11 protein-coding genes, 1 tRNA gene and 1 CRISPR repeat array are annotated in these 16,055 nt (G+C 48.1%); of the genes, 6 read left to right on the top strand and 6 right to left on the bottom strand.

Features of this window, described 5'->3' with window-relative positions; genetic code table 11:
- Positions 1-678 precede the first annotated feature (678 nt).
- The 6 genes from RSA72_RS01715 to cas1f all read left to right on the top strand — a co-directional run bounded on the left by RSA72_RS01715 (position 679) and on the right by cas1f (position 5,843).
- Complete coding sequence (locus tag RSA72_RS01715; RefSeq protein ID WP_332621403.1) at positions 679-867, top strand: hypothetical protein; 189 nt, start codon at positions 679-681, stop codon at positions 865-867.
- Positions 868-1,045: 178 nt separating this feature from the next.
- Positions 1,046-2,236 carry a hypothetical protein gene (locus RSA72_RS01710; protein ID WP_332621404.1) on the top strand — a complete coding sequence of 397 codons (1,191 nt, stop codon included), beginning with the start codon at positions 1,046-1,048 and terminating at the stop codon, positions 2,234-2,236.
- The gene (csy2, locus tag RSA72_RS01705; protein ID WP_332621405.1) at positions 2,233-3,135 is read left to right on the top strand and encodes a type I-F CRISPR-associated protein Csy2; all 903 of its coding nucleotides are present in this window, start codon (positions 2,233-2,235) and stop codon (positions 3,133-3,135) included. The genes RSA72_RS01710 and csy2 overlap by 4 nt, the downstream gene beginning before the upstream one ends.
- Positions 3,136-3,160: 25 nt before the next feature.
- The gene (gene csy3, locus RSA72_RS01700; protein WP_332621407.1) at positions 3,161-4,261 is read left to right on the top strand and encodes a type I-F CRISPR-associated protein Csy3; all 1,101 of its coding nucleotides are present in this window, start codon (positions 3,161-3,163) and stop codon (positions 4,259-4,261) included.
- A gap of 2 nt (positions 4,262-4,263) precedes the next feature.
- The gene (cas6f, locus tag RSA72_RS01695; RefSeq protein ID WP_332621409.1) at positions 4,264-4,887 is read left to right on the top strand and encodes a type I-F CRISPR-associated endoribonuclease Cas6/Csy4; all 624 of its coding nucleotides are present in this window, start codon (positions 4,264-4,266) and stop codon (positions 4,885-4,887) included.
- Between the two features lie 2 nt (positions 4,888-4,889).
- Positions 4,890-5,843: a type I-F CRISPR-associated endonuclease Cas1f gene (cas1f, locus tag RSA72_RS01690; RefSeq protein WP_332621410.1), complete on the top strand. Its 954-nt coding sequence runs from the start codon at positions 4,890-4,892 to the stop codon at positions 5,841-5,843.
- 96 nt (positions 5,844-5,939) lie between these two features.
- Positions 5,940-9,087: direct repeats of the CRISPR family, unit length 28 nt; unit sequence GTTTGCCATCGCATAGATGGTTTAGAAG.
- Between the two features lie 110 nt (positions 9,088-9,197).
- Here the strand turns inward: cas1f and RSA72_RS01685 are convergent.
- The 6 genes from RSA72_RS01685 to RSA72_RS01660 all read right to left on the bottom strand — a co-directional run bounded on the left by RSA72_RS01685 (position 9,198) and on the right by RSA72_RS01660 (position 15,880).
- Positions 9,198-9,274 (bottom strand) — tRNA-Val (locus tag RSA72_RS01685).
- A 33-nt stretch (positions 9,275-9,307) separates the two neighbouring features.
- Positions 9,308-11,326, bottom strand: a complete 2,019-nt coding sequence (locus RSA72_RS01680) for a transglutaminase family protein (RefSeq protein WP_332621413.1) — start codon at positions 11,324-11,326, stop codon at positions 9,308-9,310.
- 6 nt (positions 11,327-11,332) lie between these two features.
- Positions 11,333-12,238 (bottom strand): DUF58 domain-containing protein, encoded by a 906-nt coding sequence (locus tag RSA72_RS01675; protein ID WP_332621414.1) that lies wholly within the window; start codon positions 12,236-12,238, stop codon positions 11,333-11,335.
- 26 nt (positions 12,239-12,264) lie between these two features.
- Positions 12,265-13,194, bottom strand: a complete 930-nt coding sequence (locus tag RSA72_RS01670) for an AAA family ATPase (RefSeq protein WP_332621416.1) — start codon at positions 13,192-13,194, stop codon at positions 12,265-12,267.
- A 273-nt stretch (positions 13,195-13,467) separates the two neighbouring features.
- Positions 13,468-13,770: a YbdD/YjiX family protein gene (locus tag RSA72_RS01665; protein WP_332621417.1), complete on the bottom strand. Its 303-nt coding sequence runs from the start codon at positions 13,768-13,770 to the stop codon at positions 13,468-13,470.
- Positions 13,771-13,780: 10 nt separating this feature from the next.
- A complete protein-coding gene (locus RSA72_RS01660) occupies positions 13,781-15,880 on the bottom strand; it encodes a carbon starvation CstA family protein (RefSeq protein WP_332621418.1) in 2,100 nt (699 codons plus the stop codon).
- Positions 15,881-16,055: the final 175 nt, after the last annotated feature.

Here is a 16,055-nt window from a genome sequence, read left to right as displayed (position 1 = left end):
TTTTTTACAATTATGAACATATAGTATAATGCCATCTGCGGATAAGCTTAAAATCAATGTACAGTGATTTTCTTCACCTAAACAAATGTTGACTTATGCCAACAAAATATACAATTCAAATAATACTAAAAAAGACTTTAATATGAAACAGCATCAAAATATGCACATTCAAGAAGCCATAGAATATGCGGTTAAACATGACTGGGTGTACATGGCCAGAAATTGCCGTTTGGTTATTTACTCATGGAAAGTTAGATGAAACCGACTATGAAGCAGCAAGCGCCACGATTTAAATTGAGCAGTCATCAACTTTTCAATACGCCGATTGTTAATAAATCGGCGTTTTCATTTTTTTAAAGCTTGAATTAAAATGATGTATGCTATGCAGGTTCACCATCAATATGATGGTTTAGAAAGACTATTTCCTTGCTTTCCTTGCTCTGCCATCGCTCAGATGGATATTTAAACATTAAGTTACAAATAAAAAACAGCATCGCAAGTTGCTGTTTTTTAATATTTATAAAAAATATTGTCCGACTATTTCCTAGCTTTAAAAAATCCCCCCCTTAAACAAAAGCAATCTCAGATATAAATTAAAAAAACAGGTAGCTTGCCTACGAAAACGAACTACCTGTTTTTGCCACCTTATCCAATCAATTTGAAAAAGAGTGCCTTTCAATGATACTACAGCAATTAAGCCTATTTAAAGAAGAGCCATTTCCCCCGGATGCTTTATCCAGCAGGAAACTTGATAAAAATACCGCGCAATCCAAAATTTCAGCTGAAGATATACCAAAGCCGAATTTAATGGAACTCATCAATAAATTGGAATCTATAGTTGTTTACCTGAAAAACATCAGCAAATAGATAGAATACAAATCAACAATCATGCCTTCGCGACAAATCACGTCGCAAAAATGAACTAAGTTTCTGTTTATTTTTAATTTTCATGATACAACATTGAATTAGCAAAACAGAACCAACAAGCATAATTAGCCTATATTCTGCGGATTAGCGCCACCAATCCCAAATAGAGAATTCCACTATGACTTCTGAAAATTCCAATGAAGACATTTTTCAGCAAGCACTTGCTGAATCTGTTCACTTCAGTTTAAAAACCACAAATTCCAATATCGAAAAAGGCGGCATTCGGCTCGCTCAAAGCCAGGCTTTAGACTTGCCCTATATTTCAGCCCGAACTTTATTGGCGGATGATTTACTCGTTCCAACCGATTACCAAGCCAATGCAGGAAAAACCGCCACAATTTTTAAAGCGGTGAAAGCGGCGCAGCTCAATGAAGACGTATCTGAGGCAGAGGATGAGTTTAAGCGCAATATTGCAGCCCTAAAACCGCACTTAAAAACAGCTTTTTCACAGCCCTTTTCAGCCGGCCTGGACAATATTGACATCCGCATGCGCCAGCTGCTGATTCCTAAAGATGGTGAATACCTGAGCATTAGCCCGCTTTCGGCTGCCGGAGTGAATCTTTTACTGAATGCAGAAGTCGATGCGCTCAAAGAGCAGCGCAAAATTGCAGGAAAAGATTCAAAGCTTAAAAATATACAGACTGCTGTTTTTGGCATTGGCGGCTCCAATCCGCAAAATGTCGGCAGCTTAGTGCGGGCCATGCAGCGCCCGATTGTTTTAGCTGCTCCAAGCTTAAAACCTGAAACGCGCCTGGCCTTCCAGTACTTCTATAAAGGCTTTGATTATGAAATTTCCAATGCCTATATCAATCATGATATGTACCAAGAGCTTACAGCCTACGCCAAAAAAATTATTGAGCAGCAGAAATTAAGCACAGCGCTTGGTTTCCATAATGCTGGCGTTTATGCGCCTTTCTCCACGATGGAAAAGCGCGGGGAAGAGCTCTCCACAATCAAAAAAGTACTGGATGACGTATTGGCACAGGGCCAGCGCATTTTAGCCATTTTAAAAACTGTTGAAGACCAGCTGCCGGCACCTAAGGCACTGGAACGCAAGTCTTTCTGGAGCCATCCGCGGGTTTCCACGCTTGTTCAAGGGCTGATTAATCCGGAGCTTCAGCAATTTGATGACTGGAAAATTTTATTTGCCGATGATCTTGCGGCAAAAATCACCATGCACCGCTACTGGAAAAAACTTATTACAGAAGCAGAGAATAAATCACAGCAACTATCAGAACCAAATAGCATTGCTTTAGATAGCAATGCACAAAAACTTCTGTCACGCCGGATTCAGGAGCTTTTGAAATGAGCAGCTTTATCGTCATTCCCTATATCAAAGTTCAGGCTGCCAATTTTCAGAACAGTGGCTTAATGATGGGCGGCGCGCCGCTTATGGCTGCGGCGATGTTCAGCCACAACCTGGCCCGTCAAATCAGCTGTAATGATGAAGGCTTTCATTATGTTCATCATGACATGCAGCGGCTTGGTGGTGAAGCTTATGGGCGCTTTACCCCCGCGCAAAGGCGCGGTGCGGCGTTTATTGGCAAAACGGACTATTCCTCTAAAAATAAATATGCATTGTCGCTGCAGCCTACGGCCAGCTGCCACTTGCTGTTCAGTCTGGTGATTCAATTCAGCACCCGGCGGCCAGACATAGATACACTGGTTCAGACACTCAAACGCAGCAAATTTGCGGGCGGTCATATTCTTGAATTTGGCCAAGTGAAAAAATTTACTGATGCGCAGGAAGCCCTGCAGCAGATCCGTTCAGGTTTTTTAATCCGTGACCGCCATGACCTTTTGCAAAGCTATCAGCAAGCCTATCAGGTCAGCCGCCTGCAGGCATTTGCTCAATTGCTGGCACATCGTCCGCAGGCCAAAAACAGCGATACGCCTGTATTGGAACATTTGCCCGATGAAACACTGGCTTGGCTATCCGCCGCAACTTTAGGCTATGCCCTGCTGGAACAACCGACAGCTGAACGCTCAGGCATCCGCCATGCAGACTCTCAGGAACAGACCGAACACGCCTATGCCGAACCCCTGACAGGGCTGATTCAGTATCAGTCGCTGAATCAGATCCTCAATGAAACCGGCCTGCAGGATTCGATTTACCCTGAAAATTATCTGGATCAGCTGCAGTGGTCACACGGCTGGATTCAGGATGACGTTTTTTTATTACAGCAAGCACAACACACTGAAAATTAATTGAAATTTAAAAGGAATAATCATCATGTCTAAGACTGAAAATTTTAAAAAACTGCCAGGCAGCCTGTCTTTGCAGCGCGGCACCTTAATCAGCGATGCAGCTTTTTACCATCTGCATGCAGATGGCGCTGAACAGCCCCTGCATGTGATGTATCACGGCATCCGCAGCACGCAGAACGTTGCAGGCAATAAAGAAAAAGGCGCGGCAGCCGGTAATTCAGTCGCGCGTGAAGTATCCAATATTCAAATGACCGAATCGGCTAAGCTGCTGCCCAATTCGAAGCTGCTGGTAAAATGGGATTTGCGCTTTATTGACCTGCAGCATATTTTATTCGCCTGCGCGTCTAAAGCCGGCGCAGACAAGCAGGATGAAAAGGATTTCCGTGAAGGCTTTAAAGATTTCGTGGAAAAAGCCAAAGACAGTGAAGGCATTCAGGAAGTTGCGCGCCGCTATGTGCGCAATATCGTCAATGGCCGCTGGCTGTGGCGCAACCGCAGCATTGCTGAACATATTTTAATTAAAGTCAGCGAAACGGTTGAGCATGAAAACAGTCAAACTGTGAAAAACTATAAAGCAATTGCTGAGTTCAACGCCTTAGATTATGGCTTAAAGTCATTTGATGATGCATCTGAGCAGGAACAGCAGCTGGCGGATATTATTGTAAAAGGCATGCGCGGCGATGTCAGCACCGGCTTGCATATAGAAGCGGTTATTGACTTCGGCATGGGCGGTGTAGAAGTCTTCCCTTCACAAAATTATCTGGAAGAGAAGCCTAAAGGCTTTTCACGCTCACTGTATCAAATTAATCCGGTAAAGCCTGAGCGCCAATCTAAAGACAATCAATTTTTAGGGCAAGCCGCCATCCGCGATCAGAAAATCGGCAATGCGCTGCGCACCATTGACACTTGGTATCCGCGGTTTATTGAAAATGATTCCAAGCCGATTCCTGTAGAGCCGAATGGCGCCAGCTTGGATGCGCAGGACTTTTTCCGTGTCGAGAAAGGCAAAAAAGAATCCGCTTTTGACATTTTAAAAGAAATCCGCACCTTAGACCCGAACAGTGACCGAGGCATGTTCCTGATAGCCTGCCTGGTCCGCGGCGGCGTTTACTCTGAAGGAGAGTAAGCATGCAGGCGAATTTTTATCTTGATATCCGCATTATGGACAGCGCAGATGACGGCGAGCTGACCCTCGCCCATTTGCGCAATCAAATTTACAGCATTGTTCATGCTGTTTTCCGCCAAATGCCGGCCAAATTTGCGCTGGCGCTGGAAATATCGCCGCGCCAGCAAAGAAAAATGCAGGCAAAAGAGCTGAAATACGGCTATCCGGCGCTTCCGCATTATGATGTTCTGCGGATTTTTGCTGCGGAGCAAAATGACCTGGAACAATTGCTTGAAAAGATTAAGGGCCACTGGAAAGTTCGCGATTATGCGGTTTTGAATAATCCAGCGGCTGTGCCGGCTGCAAAAGTGAAAGGATTGCGCAGTTATTTCCGCTTCCGCATACCGACTTTAAAAGCGGAACGTCATTTGCAAAATAATCCGGCGCAGGAAAGCCTGCATGCACGGCGCTTGAAAGAAGCAAAAAAGCTGCCTTATTTTAAAGTTTCAAGCCAAAGCACCGGGCAGGCTTTTACTGTTCCGGTGCGCATTGAGGATGCGGCTGAATCCGGCCAAGGACTGCCGGACGGCTATGGCTTGGCGCGCCAAAGCCAGCCCTTTGCCCTGCCAGTATTTGAGGTGAATTAAAAATGAGTGATCTCCGCCAGCAGCGCAGCCGTGCATTGATGCTGTCTAAGCGCGCTTGTGTCTTTTATCTGGAACGGGTGCGCGTTGCGCTGAAAGATGACCGGATTGTCTATCTGACGGAGAACCTGCAGCCGGTTGAGCATTTTTATAATATTCCCGAGAAAAACACCGCATTTTTACTCTTGGGCAAAGGCAGCTCACTCACTGACGCGGCGGCCCGGCGCCTTGCTGAATCCAATGTAATGGTGGGCTTTTGCGGCTCAGGCGGTTCGCCTTTATTTTCATCGCTGGATTTAACTTTTCTTGCGCCACAAAGTGAATACCGCCCAACGGAATATATGCAAATCTGGATGAAAGCATGGCTGGATGATGATGCGCGCCTGCTGATGGCTAAAGTTTTACTGTCTGAACGGATTTCGATTGTCGAAAAAGCATGGAAAAAGAATGCTGTGCTTATTCAGCACGGCATTGCACTGAATCAAACCGCCCAGCAGCGCTTTCAGCAGGATATTGATTCAGCTCAAGATCAAACTGAACTGCTGGCCGCTGAAGGCCGCTGGTCAAAATCGCTATATAAGCAATTGGCTTCCGGCTTCGGGTTTGAATTCAGCCGTGAAGAAGGTAAAGCTTCGCATGACTCTATGCGCGATATTGCCAACAGTTATTTGGATCATGGTAATTATATTGCCTATGGCTATGCGGCGGTAACATTGAATGGGATGGGCATCAGCTTTGCCCTGCCCATTTTGCATGGCAAAACCCGCCGAGGCGGTTTGGTTTTTGATATTGCAGATTTAGTGAAAGATGCTTTTGTGATGCCTCAGGCTTTTGCATCTGCAAAGTTTGGCCATAATCAGAAAGAATTCCGCATGCAGCTGATTGAGAGCTGCCAGGATAATGATGTATTGGATTATATGTTTGGCTTCATTTCCGACATCTGCAATAAAATCAAGTAATTTCAAATATTTAAGAAATTATGCTTTTTTGATCTATTTTCATTCTTTAAAAGCTTATATCATTGTTATCTGAAGTTTTTTTCATTAAAAGCTCCAGTTTGCCATCGCATAGATGGTTTAGAAGTTAAAAGCAGAAAAGCGGGGGGAGTCGGATATGTTTGCCATCGCATAGATGGTTTAGAAGGCAAGGCTTTTAGGCATCCCGAAGGGTGCGTAGTTTGCCATCGCATAGATGGTTTAGAAGTTGTGATTGCCTTCAGGATCAGGAAACGGGCTGTTTGCCATCGCATAGATGGTTTAGAAGATCAAAGTATATAAATTAATCTAATTGTAACCGTTTGCCATCGCATAGATGGTTTAGAAGTTTAGTTGGCCAGATCCGTCGTCTTTCAGCTCGTTTGCCATCGCATAGATGGTTTAGAAGTGAAAGCAAAATACCGCTATCAAGATATGGGTGTTTGCCATCGCATAGATGGTTTAGAAGTCTCCCAGCCGCTTCCCTGCACCCAATTCCGCGTTTGCCATCGCATAGATGGTTTAGAAGAAAAGATGCTGAGTTTATCGGAACCATTCAGCGTTTGCCATCGCATAGATGGTTTAGAAGCCATTGATCGCGGTTGAGCCGCCACCTGTTCCGTTTGCCATCGCATAGATGGTTTAGAAGTTCTTGATGGCTTCGGGCACATTCATTTTTCCGTTTGCCATCGCATAGATGGTTTAGAAGAATTCCTGCACACGCTGGCGCGCGCGCTCAATGTTTGCCATCGCATAGATGGTTTAGAAGCATTGCAAACATGCCTTTACCGCCACTTGTTGGTTTGCCATCGCATAGATGGTTTAGAAGATACAGATAAGGTGTATTCATCCATAGATCGAGTTTGCCATCGCATAGATGGTTTAGAAGATCAGGCAAATAGTGGCCAGACTGGCGATCAGGTTTGCCATCGCATAGATGGTTTAGAAGAGGGACGTCAGGACGCCATTGCTTGATGCCATGTTTGCCATCGCATAGATGGTTTAGAAGAGCACCGACCAAAGTTCGGAAGATGGGTAGTTGTTTGCCATCGCATAGATGGTTTAGAAGTCACCTCCATTTCTTAAAAGCGGGATTAAGTTGTTTGCCATCGCATAGATGGTTTAGAAGTCAGCGCTACCTTCTGTTTTTATAGCAATTTGGTTTGCCATCGCATAGATGGTTTAGAAGATTCATTTTCGAACTTTGTATATTCAAAACTTGTTTGCCATCGCATAGATGGTTTAGAAGTTCAGAAATAGTGCCACTAGACATGTCATTACGTTTGCCATCGCATAGATGGTTTAGAAGTGGGGTGATCTTCGCGCCAAGCTTGATGCTGAGTTTGCCATCGCATAGATGGTTTAGAAGGGCTGTTGGTGATGTATTCTCACACAGTCAAAGTTTGCCATCGCATAGATGGTTTAGAAGTTTTTCAATCACGGATATTCAGGGCGCAGTCTGTTTGCCATCGCATAGATGGTTTAGAAGTTCCTCCAGGCGCTTCCCTGCACCCAGCTCAGGTTTGCCATCGCATAGATGGTTTAGAAGACCACCTGCCAGACATGCACCAAGCCTTAAAAGTTTGCCATCGCATAGATGGTTTAGAAGATTCTCAACATATGTTTCAGTAACTTTCATATGTTTGCCATCGCATAGATGGTTTAGAAGTCACCCAGCAGGCCATTTGTCACGCCTTGCTCGTTTGCCATCGCATAGATGGTTTAGAAGTTACTGTGTGGTGTAGTAATGTAGTAGGCCCCGTTTGCCATCGCATAGATGGTTTAGAAGCGGGATCGTTACCGAACGCACAGGCAGGCAGTGTTTGCCATCGCATAGATGGTTTAGAAGAAAAATGATACTGATTCAATTAACCGTGATACGTTTGCCATCGCATAGATGGTTTAGAAGATTCAGCCTTGATGAGTTGCTTTTGCTCAACCGTTTGCCATCGCATAGATGGTTTAGAAGTAAATGGCCGCACTCAGTACGGCCTAATGCAAGTTTGCCATCGCATAGATGGTTTAGAAGAAAGTCAGGACGCTTATAACCACGGCGTTTGAGTTTGCCATCGCATAGATGGTTTAGAAGACCAAGCCATGAAAAGAATTTTTTTGGTTTTGGTTTGCCATCGCATAGATGGTTTAGAAGAACGCGCAACAACAGTCGCATAACTGAAAGGCGTTTGCCATCGCATAGATGGTTTAGAAGTCCACGGCATCGGGGGGAACTCGATCGAAGCGGTTTGCCATCGCATAGATGGTTTAGAAGAGAGTCATCAGTGACCTTGCCACGTTGGGGTAGTTTGCCATCGCATAGATGGTTTAGAAGTCTCACTCAAGATAAGTATGAGAACCCGTGCAGTTTGCCATCGCATAGATGGTTTAGAAGAAGATCGTTGCAACACCTCACAATCCTGCCACGTTTGCCATCGCATAGATGGTTTAGAAGAAATTAAACCCGACAGCAAAGGCCCTTCCAGTGTTTGCCATCGCATAGATGGTTTAGAAGTGACGTCGACAACTGAATTTAACAAGTTTTTCGTTTGCCATCGCATAGATGGTTTAGAAGTGTTTTTTGCCCCTAGTCGGTCGGAACCTTGAGTTTGCCATCGCATAGATGGTTTAGAAGTAAGTGCGCTTTACTATATGCTGCATAGCGGCGTTTGCCATCGCATAGATGGTTTAGAAGAAGTGCGCGCGATCCAGAGCCATCAGTGCCAGGTTTGCCATCCCATAGATGGTTTAGAAGTCGAATTGAGCCTGCTGCTCGGCAGTAATTATGTTTGCCATCGCATAGATGGTTTAGAAGTTGTTCCGCTGTTGCTGCCGCCATCGGCCATGGTTTGCCATCGCATAGATGGTTTAGAAGACCACGGACTCAGCTCGGCATTAATGCTGAAGGTTTGCCATCGCATAGATGGTTTAGAAGTGCCCGAATGCAATCTATGACCGCTGGTGCGGGTTTGCCATCGCATAGATGGTTTAGAAGAAAATGACTGGCTGATATTTTTTCACATTAAAGTTTGCCATCGCATAGATGGTTTAGAAGTGCCACGCTGTCATAACTACGTTCTTCTGCAGGTTTGCCATCGCATAGATGGTTTAGAAGTACAAAGTCAATCCAAACGCGATGACCATTGGGTTTGCCATCGCATAGATGGTTTAGAAGATGCGCCGGAACAGGAAGCGCCGGTACGCGCTGTTTGCCATCGCATAGATGGTTCAATTAAAAAGCTGCCGACCGCAACAATCAAAATTTCGGGAAAATATAAGGACTGCAAAACAGGCAAAAAAAATACCTATAAGCATTTAGTATGCTTATAGGTATTTTATAAATCTTGGTAGGTATATCCAGACTCGAACTGGAGACCTCTACGATGTCAACGTAGCGCTCTAACCAACTGAGCTATACACCTAAGATGGACAGAATAATATTCACTTTTTCCTGCTTAGACAAGAGCTTTCACCGCTTTTTTTAGCGCGTATGCACAAGTTTTAAGCAAAGTCTTAATTTCACGCATATTTCTCTCAGATTGGCCCTTGGGCGCATAGGCATACTGCGCATGCAGCTGAGCCAGCTGCTGGAAATAAATCTGCTCATCAGGCGCTGCCTGCAAAGACAGCCGCTGCAGCCAGGCCGAAACCGTTTCCGCAGGCTGCTTCTGCAATTGCGGGGCCAATTGCTTATTAAACCGTTCAAGGCTGCGCTCCAATGCAGAAACCTTCCGCAAGCGCTGCCAGTATATCCAGCCCAAATACAGCAGCGACAATGTAAGCACACCGCTGATCAGCGCCAGCGCGCCTGAATAAACAGAATTCAAGCCAATCTTCTGGAACCAGCTGCGCTGCGATTCAGCATTATAGCCGACCACTTTGCTTTGCCACTGGTAGCTGGCATAGTCATTCCAAATACGCATTTTCGTCAGCAAAGCATACTGGCGGTAAGACCATTCAGACTGGTTTCCGCCAAATACACTGCGCTCATCTTCCATATAGTTCTGCATGCCGCCATCAATCCGGTGCGGCGCCACAATCGCGGTAGGATCATAGCGCTGCCACCGCCCATTCAGCCACACCTCCGTCCAGGCATGCGCATCCAGCTGGCGCACTTCCCAGCTTCTGCCGTCTGGAGCAGACTGCCCGCCCTGATAGCCAGTCACCACTCTGGCTGGAATGCCGGCATAGCGCATCAGCATGGCAAAGCTGGAAGCGTAGTGCTCACAAAAGCCCTGACGCGTACCGAACAGGAACTCATCAATGCGGTTTTGCCCCAAAGTTCCCGGACTTAAAGTATAGGCAAAGCCATGCTTTTGATACCATTCAAGCACTTTTTGAATATACAGCTGCGGATTTCCCGCGCTTTGCTGCAGTAGCTGCTTCGCCAGCTGCTGCGATTTTAAATCACGGTCTTTAATGACTTGCGTATTCAGCCGCGCCAGCCACTGCAGCTGCCGTTCATCTCTCATGCGCAGATCCGCAGACCCAATCCACATCAGCGGAATCGGCTCATTTTTCACGTTCTGCCGCTGCGGCGTAATGCGCCAATCCTGCCCAAGCTGATAGCGGCTTTCCAAGGGCACCGATTTTTCCAGCGCCATAATCCACGTCACGCGCGGGTCGGCCGCCAAATACCGATACTCTAGCTGCTTATGGGCTTTCTGCACCACTTCATTCGGCTGAATCAGGCGCTGGTTGCTGAAGCTGCTGGTCCAGCGCGCGCCATCGTATTCATCCAGCACCAGCGCGCGCCAGTACAGTTCAGGCCGCGCAGGCAGCTGCTGCAAATCGCCGATAATCCGGAAAGCCAAGGCGCTGGACTGTGACAGCTGGGCAATATCGCCCGGCGACATGCTGTCGCTGATTCCTGTAACCGCTTTATTCTGCGGAATAGGAATGTGCCACAGCGGCGGCAGGCGCGGAAAAAATAAAAACAGCAGGATAAAAAACGGCAAAGCATGCAGCAGAAACTTGCCCACATGCGCCATATCCTGCTTTAAGGAGGAAATATTGTCCTGCGCGCGCTGTTCAAAAGCGCTGATTTGCAGCCGGTACAGGCCGGTAAAGCTGCTGAGCAGGCACAGCAAAACCGCGGCAGCCATGGCAAATGACTGGCTGAGCAGAAACGAACTGGCGCTGACAAATAAGGCAAAATTGAACAGAATAATGACATCCCGCCGGCTTTTGCTTTCCAGCGCCTTGGCAAATAAAAAGGTCGATAAGACCGCCACGCCGGCTTCAATGCCTACAAATGTTTGGTAGCTGAAATAGATGCTGGCCAAGGCGGCAAGCGTCAGCGCAAAGACCCAGACTTTTTTGATCGGCGGTTTATCCGCCTGCATGCTGTACAGCAGGCACAGCCAGATCAGCACAAAAATCAGGATCAAAGGCAAGGGCAGAAACAGCATCTGCGCTGCAATCAGCAGCAGCAGGCTCATCAAAATGGCGATATGCACAGAACGCGGAATCATGACGGTCTACGCCTGCGCCAAAAGCAGCTTGGCCTGCAGCATCTGCTGCCCGCCGGCGCCGCTGGGCAATTGCGCATTCGGCAAATGCAGCGCATAGGCGCACTGCAGCTGTTCGCACTGTTCGGCCAGCCCCATCATCAGGCTGAGTTTTTCTTCATGCGAGGCGCCGGGCATATGCTCATAATAAATTTCAACATGATGCTGCTCCTGATGCTGTTCAAATACTTTGACATGCAGCCCCTGCCCCCGCGCAGCCTGCTTCCAGGACACCGCCTGCAGGGAGTCGCCGAGTTTGTAGTCCCGCAGTTCCCTGAACTCATCCAAATCCTGCTCAAAATTCTGCTGATGGTATTTATTTTCCGCAGCCACCATTTTCGCTTGCGGCGCAATCCAGCTGACCTGCTGCAAATACAGGTAGGTCCATGCGCGCACCAGGCCAAAAGGATAAACTGAAAAAATCTGAATATTGGGATAATGAAACTGCCCGCGCTGCGCGGCTAAAAATGAAATGCGGAATGCCTGCTTCAGTTCAGCCATACGCATTTTATACAGCTGATCACCGGCCTGAATCCACAGGTAGCGCGCCTGTTTCTGCGGCTGGCTGAAGTAAATATCCAAATGCACCGCTTCGCCGGCCTGCCCCACTTCTGCACAGCTGACATCAATCTTTAAGCCATGCAGCTGCTTAAAGGTCAGATAAAAGCTGATGCACAGCACAGCGCTGATTAAAAAGCAGAAGCCTAGAATCAGGTTGTTGGCATAATTCACGCCAGCAATAAAGGTGATCAAAATCAGCACCAGAAACAAATAGCCCTGCTGATAGATGAAAACCAGCACATCATTTTGCCTGAGCTGCTTTTCCTGAGTAAATTTAAACCGCTTCGCCAGCCAGTTTTGCCATGCAGATGCCAATGCCGCCTCCTTAAATCCAGATTGCCCTAAGCAATGCTGACTTGCTGCATCAGCTGATGCGTTTCAGCCTCGCTCGCCCCTATGCGGTGCGCAACCACGGCATTGAAAACCGCCTGCACATCATCCGGCGTCACAAAGCTGCGCTGCGCGATCAGGGCATGCGCCTGCGCAGCCTTTCTCAGCGCCAGCACGCCGCGCGTCGAGAGACCCTGCCGGCCCTTGCGGGTTTCTTCGGCTAAATCCAGCATGTATTCCAGCACGGCGTCGCTGGTGTAAATCTGCTGTGCCAATTGCTGCAGCTGCAGAATATCCTGTTCTTGAAATACATGCGCCAAGCCGGCGATCAGTTCCTGACGCGGACTTTGCTGCAGCAGAGTTTTTTCAGCCTGGCGCGAAGGATAGCCCAGTGACAGGCGCATTAAAAAGCGGTCCAGCTGCGATTCCGGCAACGCATAGGTGCCGCTTTGAAATAGCGGGTTTTGCGTGGCAATCACCCAAAACGGCTGCGGCAAGGCATAGCGCGCGCCATCGACTGTCGCAAAGCCCTCTTCCATGGCTTCCAGCAAGGCGCTCTGGGTCTTGGGGCTGCAGCGGTTAATCTCATCGGCCAGCAAAATTTGGGTAAAGATCGGGCCTTGCTTGAACTCAAATTGATGCTCTTTTTGATTGAACATATTGATGCCTATCACATCGCTGGCCAGCATGTCATTGGTAAATTGAATGCGCTGGAATTTCAAGCCGGCCAAATGCGCAAGGCTGCTGGCGAGCGTGGTTTTACCCAAACCCGGCAAGTCTTCAAACAGCACATGTCCGCCCGCCAGCAGGCTGCATAAAGCCAGCGTGGCCTGCTGATTTTTATCAAGAATAATCTGGTTAACTTGCTTAAGGAATTCATTGATTTTAGGATAGAATGCAGCCAGCTGCTGCTCATCCGGCAAGCCGGCCTGTTCCGCCATTGTTGTTTTTTCTGTTCCCCAAAGCACCCTTTATTCCCCAATAAAAAAGTTTATACAGCGGCTAACATACAGGGTTTTAAAGAATATACAAAGGCTAAAAACAGATTTCAGCGCCTCAGAAAAACGCATATGCAATCAATCTGCCCAATCCTGTTTTTTATATAGGGCGCAGCTGTCCGATTTGCAGCAGAAATTTAAAGAGCTGAAATGGCATGCATCATTCCAAGGCATAAAAAAACGGCATACTGCATGCCGTTTTTTTCACCGCCCAGCTTAGCAAGGGCACTTCCTCATGGTTCCGCCTGCCGATGGATAGCGCGCATCCACGCAGTAACGGTAAAAGGTTTTCGCATCCATTGCGTCCAAATCCGGATGATTGTTTTTCATATGCTCCAGATAATTCTGATAATCCGGAACCCCCACCATCAGGCGGAAGCTCTGCTGCAGGCGCTGCCAAAGAACCGCTATGCGCGACCAGTTCTTCGGATTCAAAATTAAATCCTTCTGCGACATAATGGTCATCTTAATGATTTTATAAATCACCGCCTTGCCGCTTTTTGCAAATTTAAGATTCATCGCCGGCTCCTTAATGGCTTTTCGCTGCAACAATGTCTTTAGGGTCACGGTAAATCGCTTCCGCCTCATGCACGGTCGGCACAGGGCTGGCCAAAGCTTTGCGGATCACCCGAATGGCAGCGATCAGCATCACAATGGCGACAATCATAAAGAAGCCGCAAAGCACGGCATTGATCTGATTTGAAAACGCCACCGTATGCATTTCAGCCACGGTTTTCGCCGGCGCCAAAATCTCATTTTTCGCAATCGCCGCATTGAAGCGCTCCGCCTGCGCCAAGAAGCCGATTTTCGGATTGTCATGGAAGATCTTCTGCCAGCCTGCCGTCATTGAGGTGATGAATAGGAAAATCGTCGGGATCACTGTAACCCAAACGTATTTTTCCTTCTTCATTTTAAACAGAATGACCGTGCCTAAAATCAGCGCCATAGCCGCCAGAATCTGGTTGCCGATGCCGAACAGCGGCCATAAGCTGTTAATCCCGCCCAGCGGGTCAACCACGCCCTGATAGACAAAGAAGCCCCAGCCCGCCACCGCAACCGCGGTGCCGAGCATATTGCCGAAAAAGTTATGCGAATTTTTCACTGCAGGAATGACAATGCCGACCGTATCCTGAACCATAAAGCGGCAGGCGCGCGTGCCGGCATCAACGGCAGTAAGAATAAACAGCGCTTCAAACAGAATAGCGAAGTGATACCAGAACGCCATCATGGAGCGGTTATTGAAGATTTCCGTAATGATATGCGCCATGCCTATGGCAAAGGTCGGCGCGCCGCCGGTGCGCGACAGAATTGAATGCTCGCCCACTTCCTGAGCCAGTAAAGTCAACGCTTCTGGCGTGACCACAAAGCCGAGGTTGCGCACCGCCTCAGAAGCAGATTCAACGGTTGTGCCCAGTACCGCCGCCGGGGCATTAATAGCAAAATACACTCCCGGGTCAAGTATGGTGGCGCAGACCATGGCCATGATGGCCACAAAGGATTCCATCAGCATGCCGCCGTAGCCGATCATGCGGATGTCCACTTCATTGTTCACGAGCTTTGGCGTGGTTCCTGACGAAACCAGGGCATGGAAGCCGGAAATAGCGCCGCAGGCGATGGTAATGAACAGGAATGGAAACATGGAGCCGGAAAATACCGGGCCTGTGCCGTCAATAAAATGCGTTACCGACGGCATTTTCAGCATCGGCATGGCCACCATGATGCCAACCGCCAGCCCAGCAATAACGCCTATTTTCAGAAAGGTCGATAAATAATCGCGCGGCGCCAGCAGCAGCCAGACCGGCAGCACAGAAGCAATAAAGCCGTAGCCAATCAGCCACCAGGTCAGCTCTGTGCCGGACAACGTGAAAACCGGCCCCCAGTACGGATGCTGCGCGATATCGCCGCCATAGATAATGCCAGCCATCATCAGCACAAAGCCGATGATTGATACTTCGGCAATTTTACCCGGGCGCAGAAAGCGCATGTAAATGCCCATGAAAATTGCGATTGGAACCGTCGCCGCAATGCTGAATACGCCCCATGGGCTGTTAGTCAGCGCTTTCACCACCACCAGCGCCAGCACTGCAAGGATAATAATCATCACGCCCAATGCGCCCAGCATGACAATCACGCCGGCAAAAGCGCCCAGTTCCTGCTTGGCCATTTCGCCCAGCGAGCGGCCGTCACGGCGGGTCGAAATAAACAGCACCAGAAAGTCCTGCACTGCGCCGGCAAAAACCACACCGATCAGCAGCCAAAGCGTGCCCGGCAGATAGCCCATTTGCGCGGCCAGAATTGGCCCAACCAAAGGCCCTGCGCCGGCAATGGCGGCGAAGTGATGGCCGAACAGCACGCCTTTATTGGTCGGCACATAATCCAGGCCGTCATTCAAGCGGTGCGCCGGCGTCAGGCGCCGCGCATCCAGTTCAAAAATCTTATTGGCAATAAATAAACTGTAAAAGCGGTAAGCGATGCTGTATACACAGATCGCAGCCAAGACCAGCCATACGGCATTGACATGCTCACCGCGGCTGACTGCAAGTATTCCAAAGGAAACTGCGCCTACAATTGCGAGAAGAAGCCAAATCAGCTTGGCGGCCGGTCCAGACTTCTGTTGAATAGATTCCATTTCAAGCCCTCATATCTGTTGCATAAAATCAGCTTTAACTTGTTCTTGTTTGAGATGCCGCTGTTTCTGCCCTTGCTGCCTGACTCCTCATGATTTGATTTTTATGTCTGGTTTGCTTTTTATTCCGGGCCTGCCGGCAATTCTTCTGCACCTGCATCGGCCATTTCTTGAATGC

This window comes from Acinetobacter sp., from assembly GCF_036659555.1.
In the GTDB taxonomy this organism is placed as follows: Bacteria; Pseudomonadota; Gammaproteobacteria; order Pseudomonadales; family Moraxellaceae; genus Acinetobacter.
This window is presented reverse-complemented; position numbering and strand designations above follow the sequence as displayed.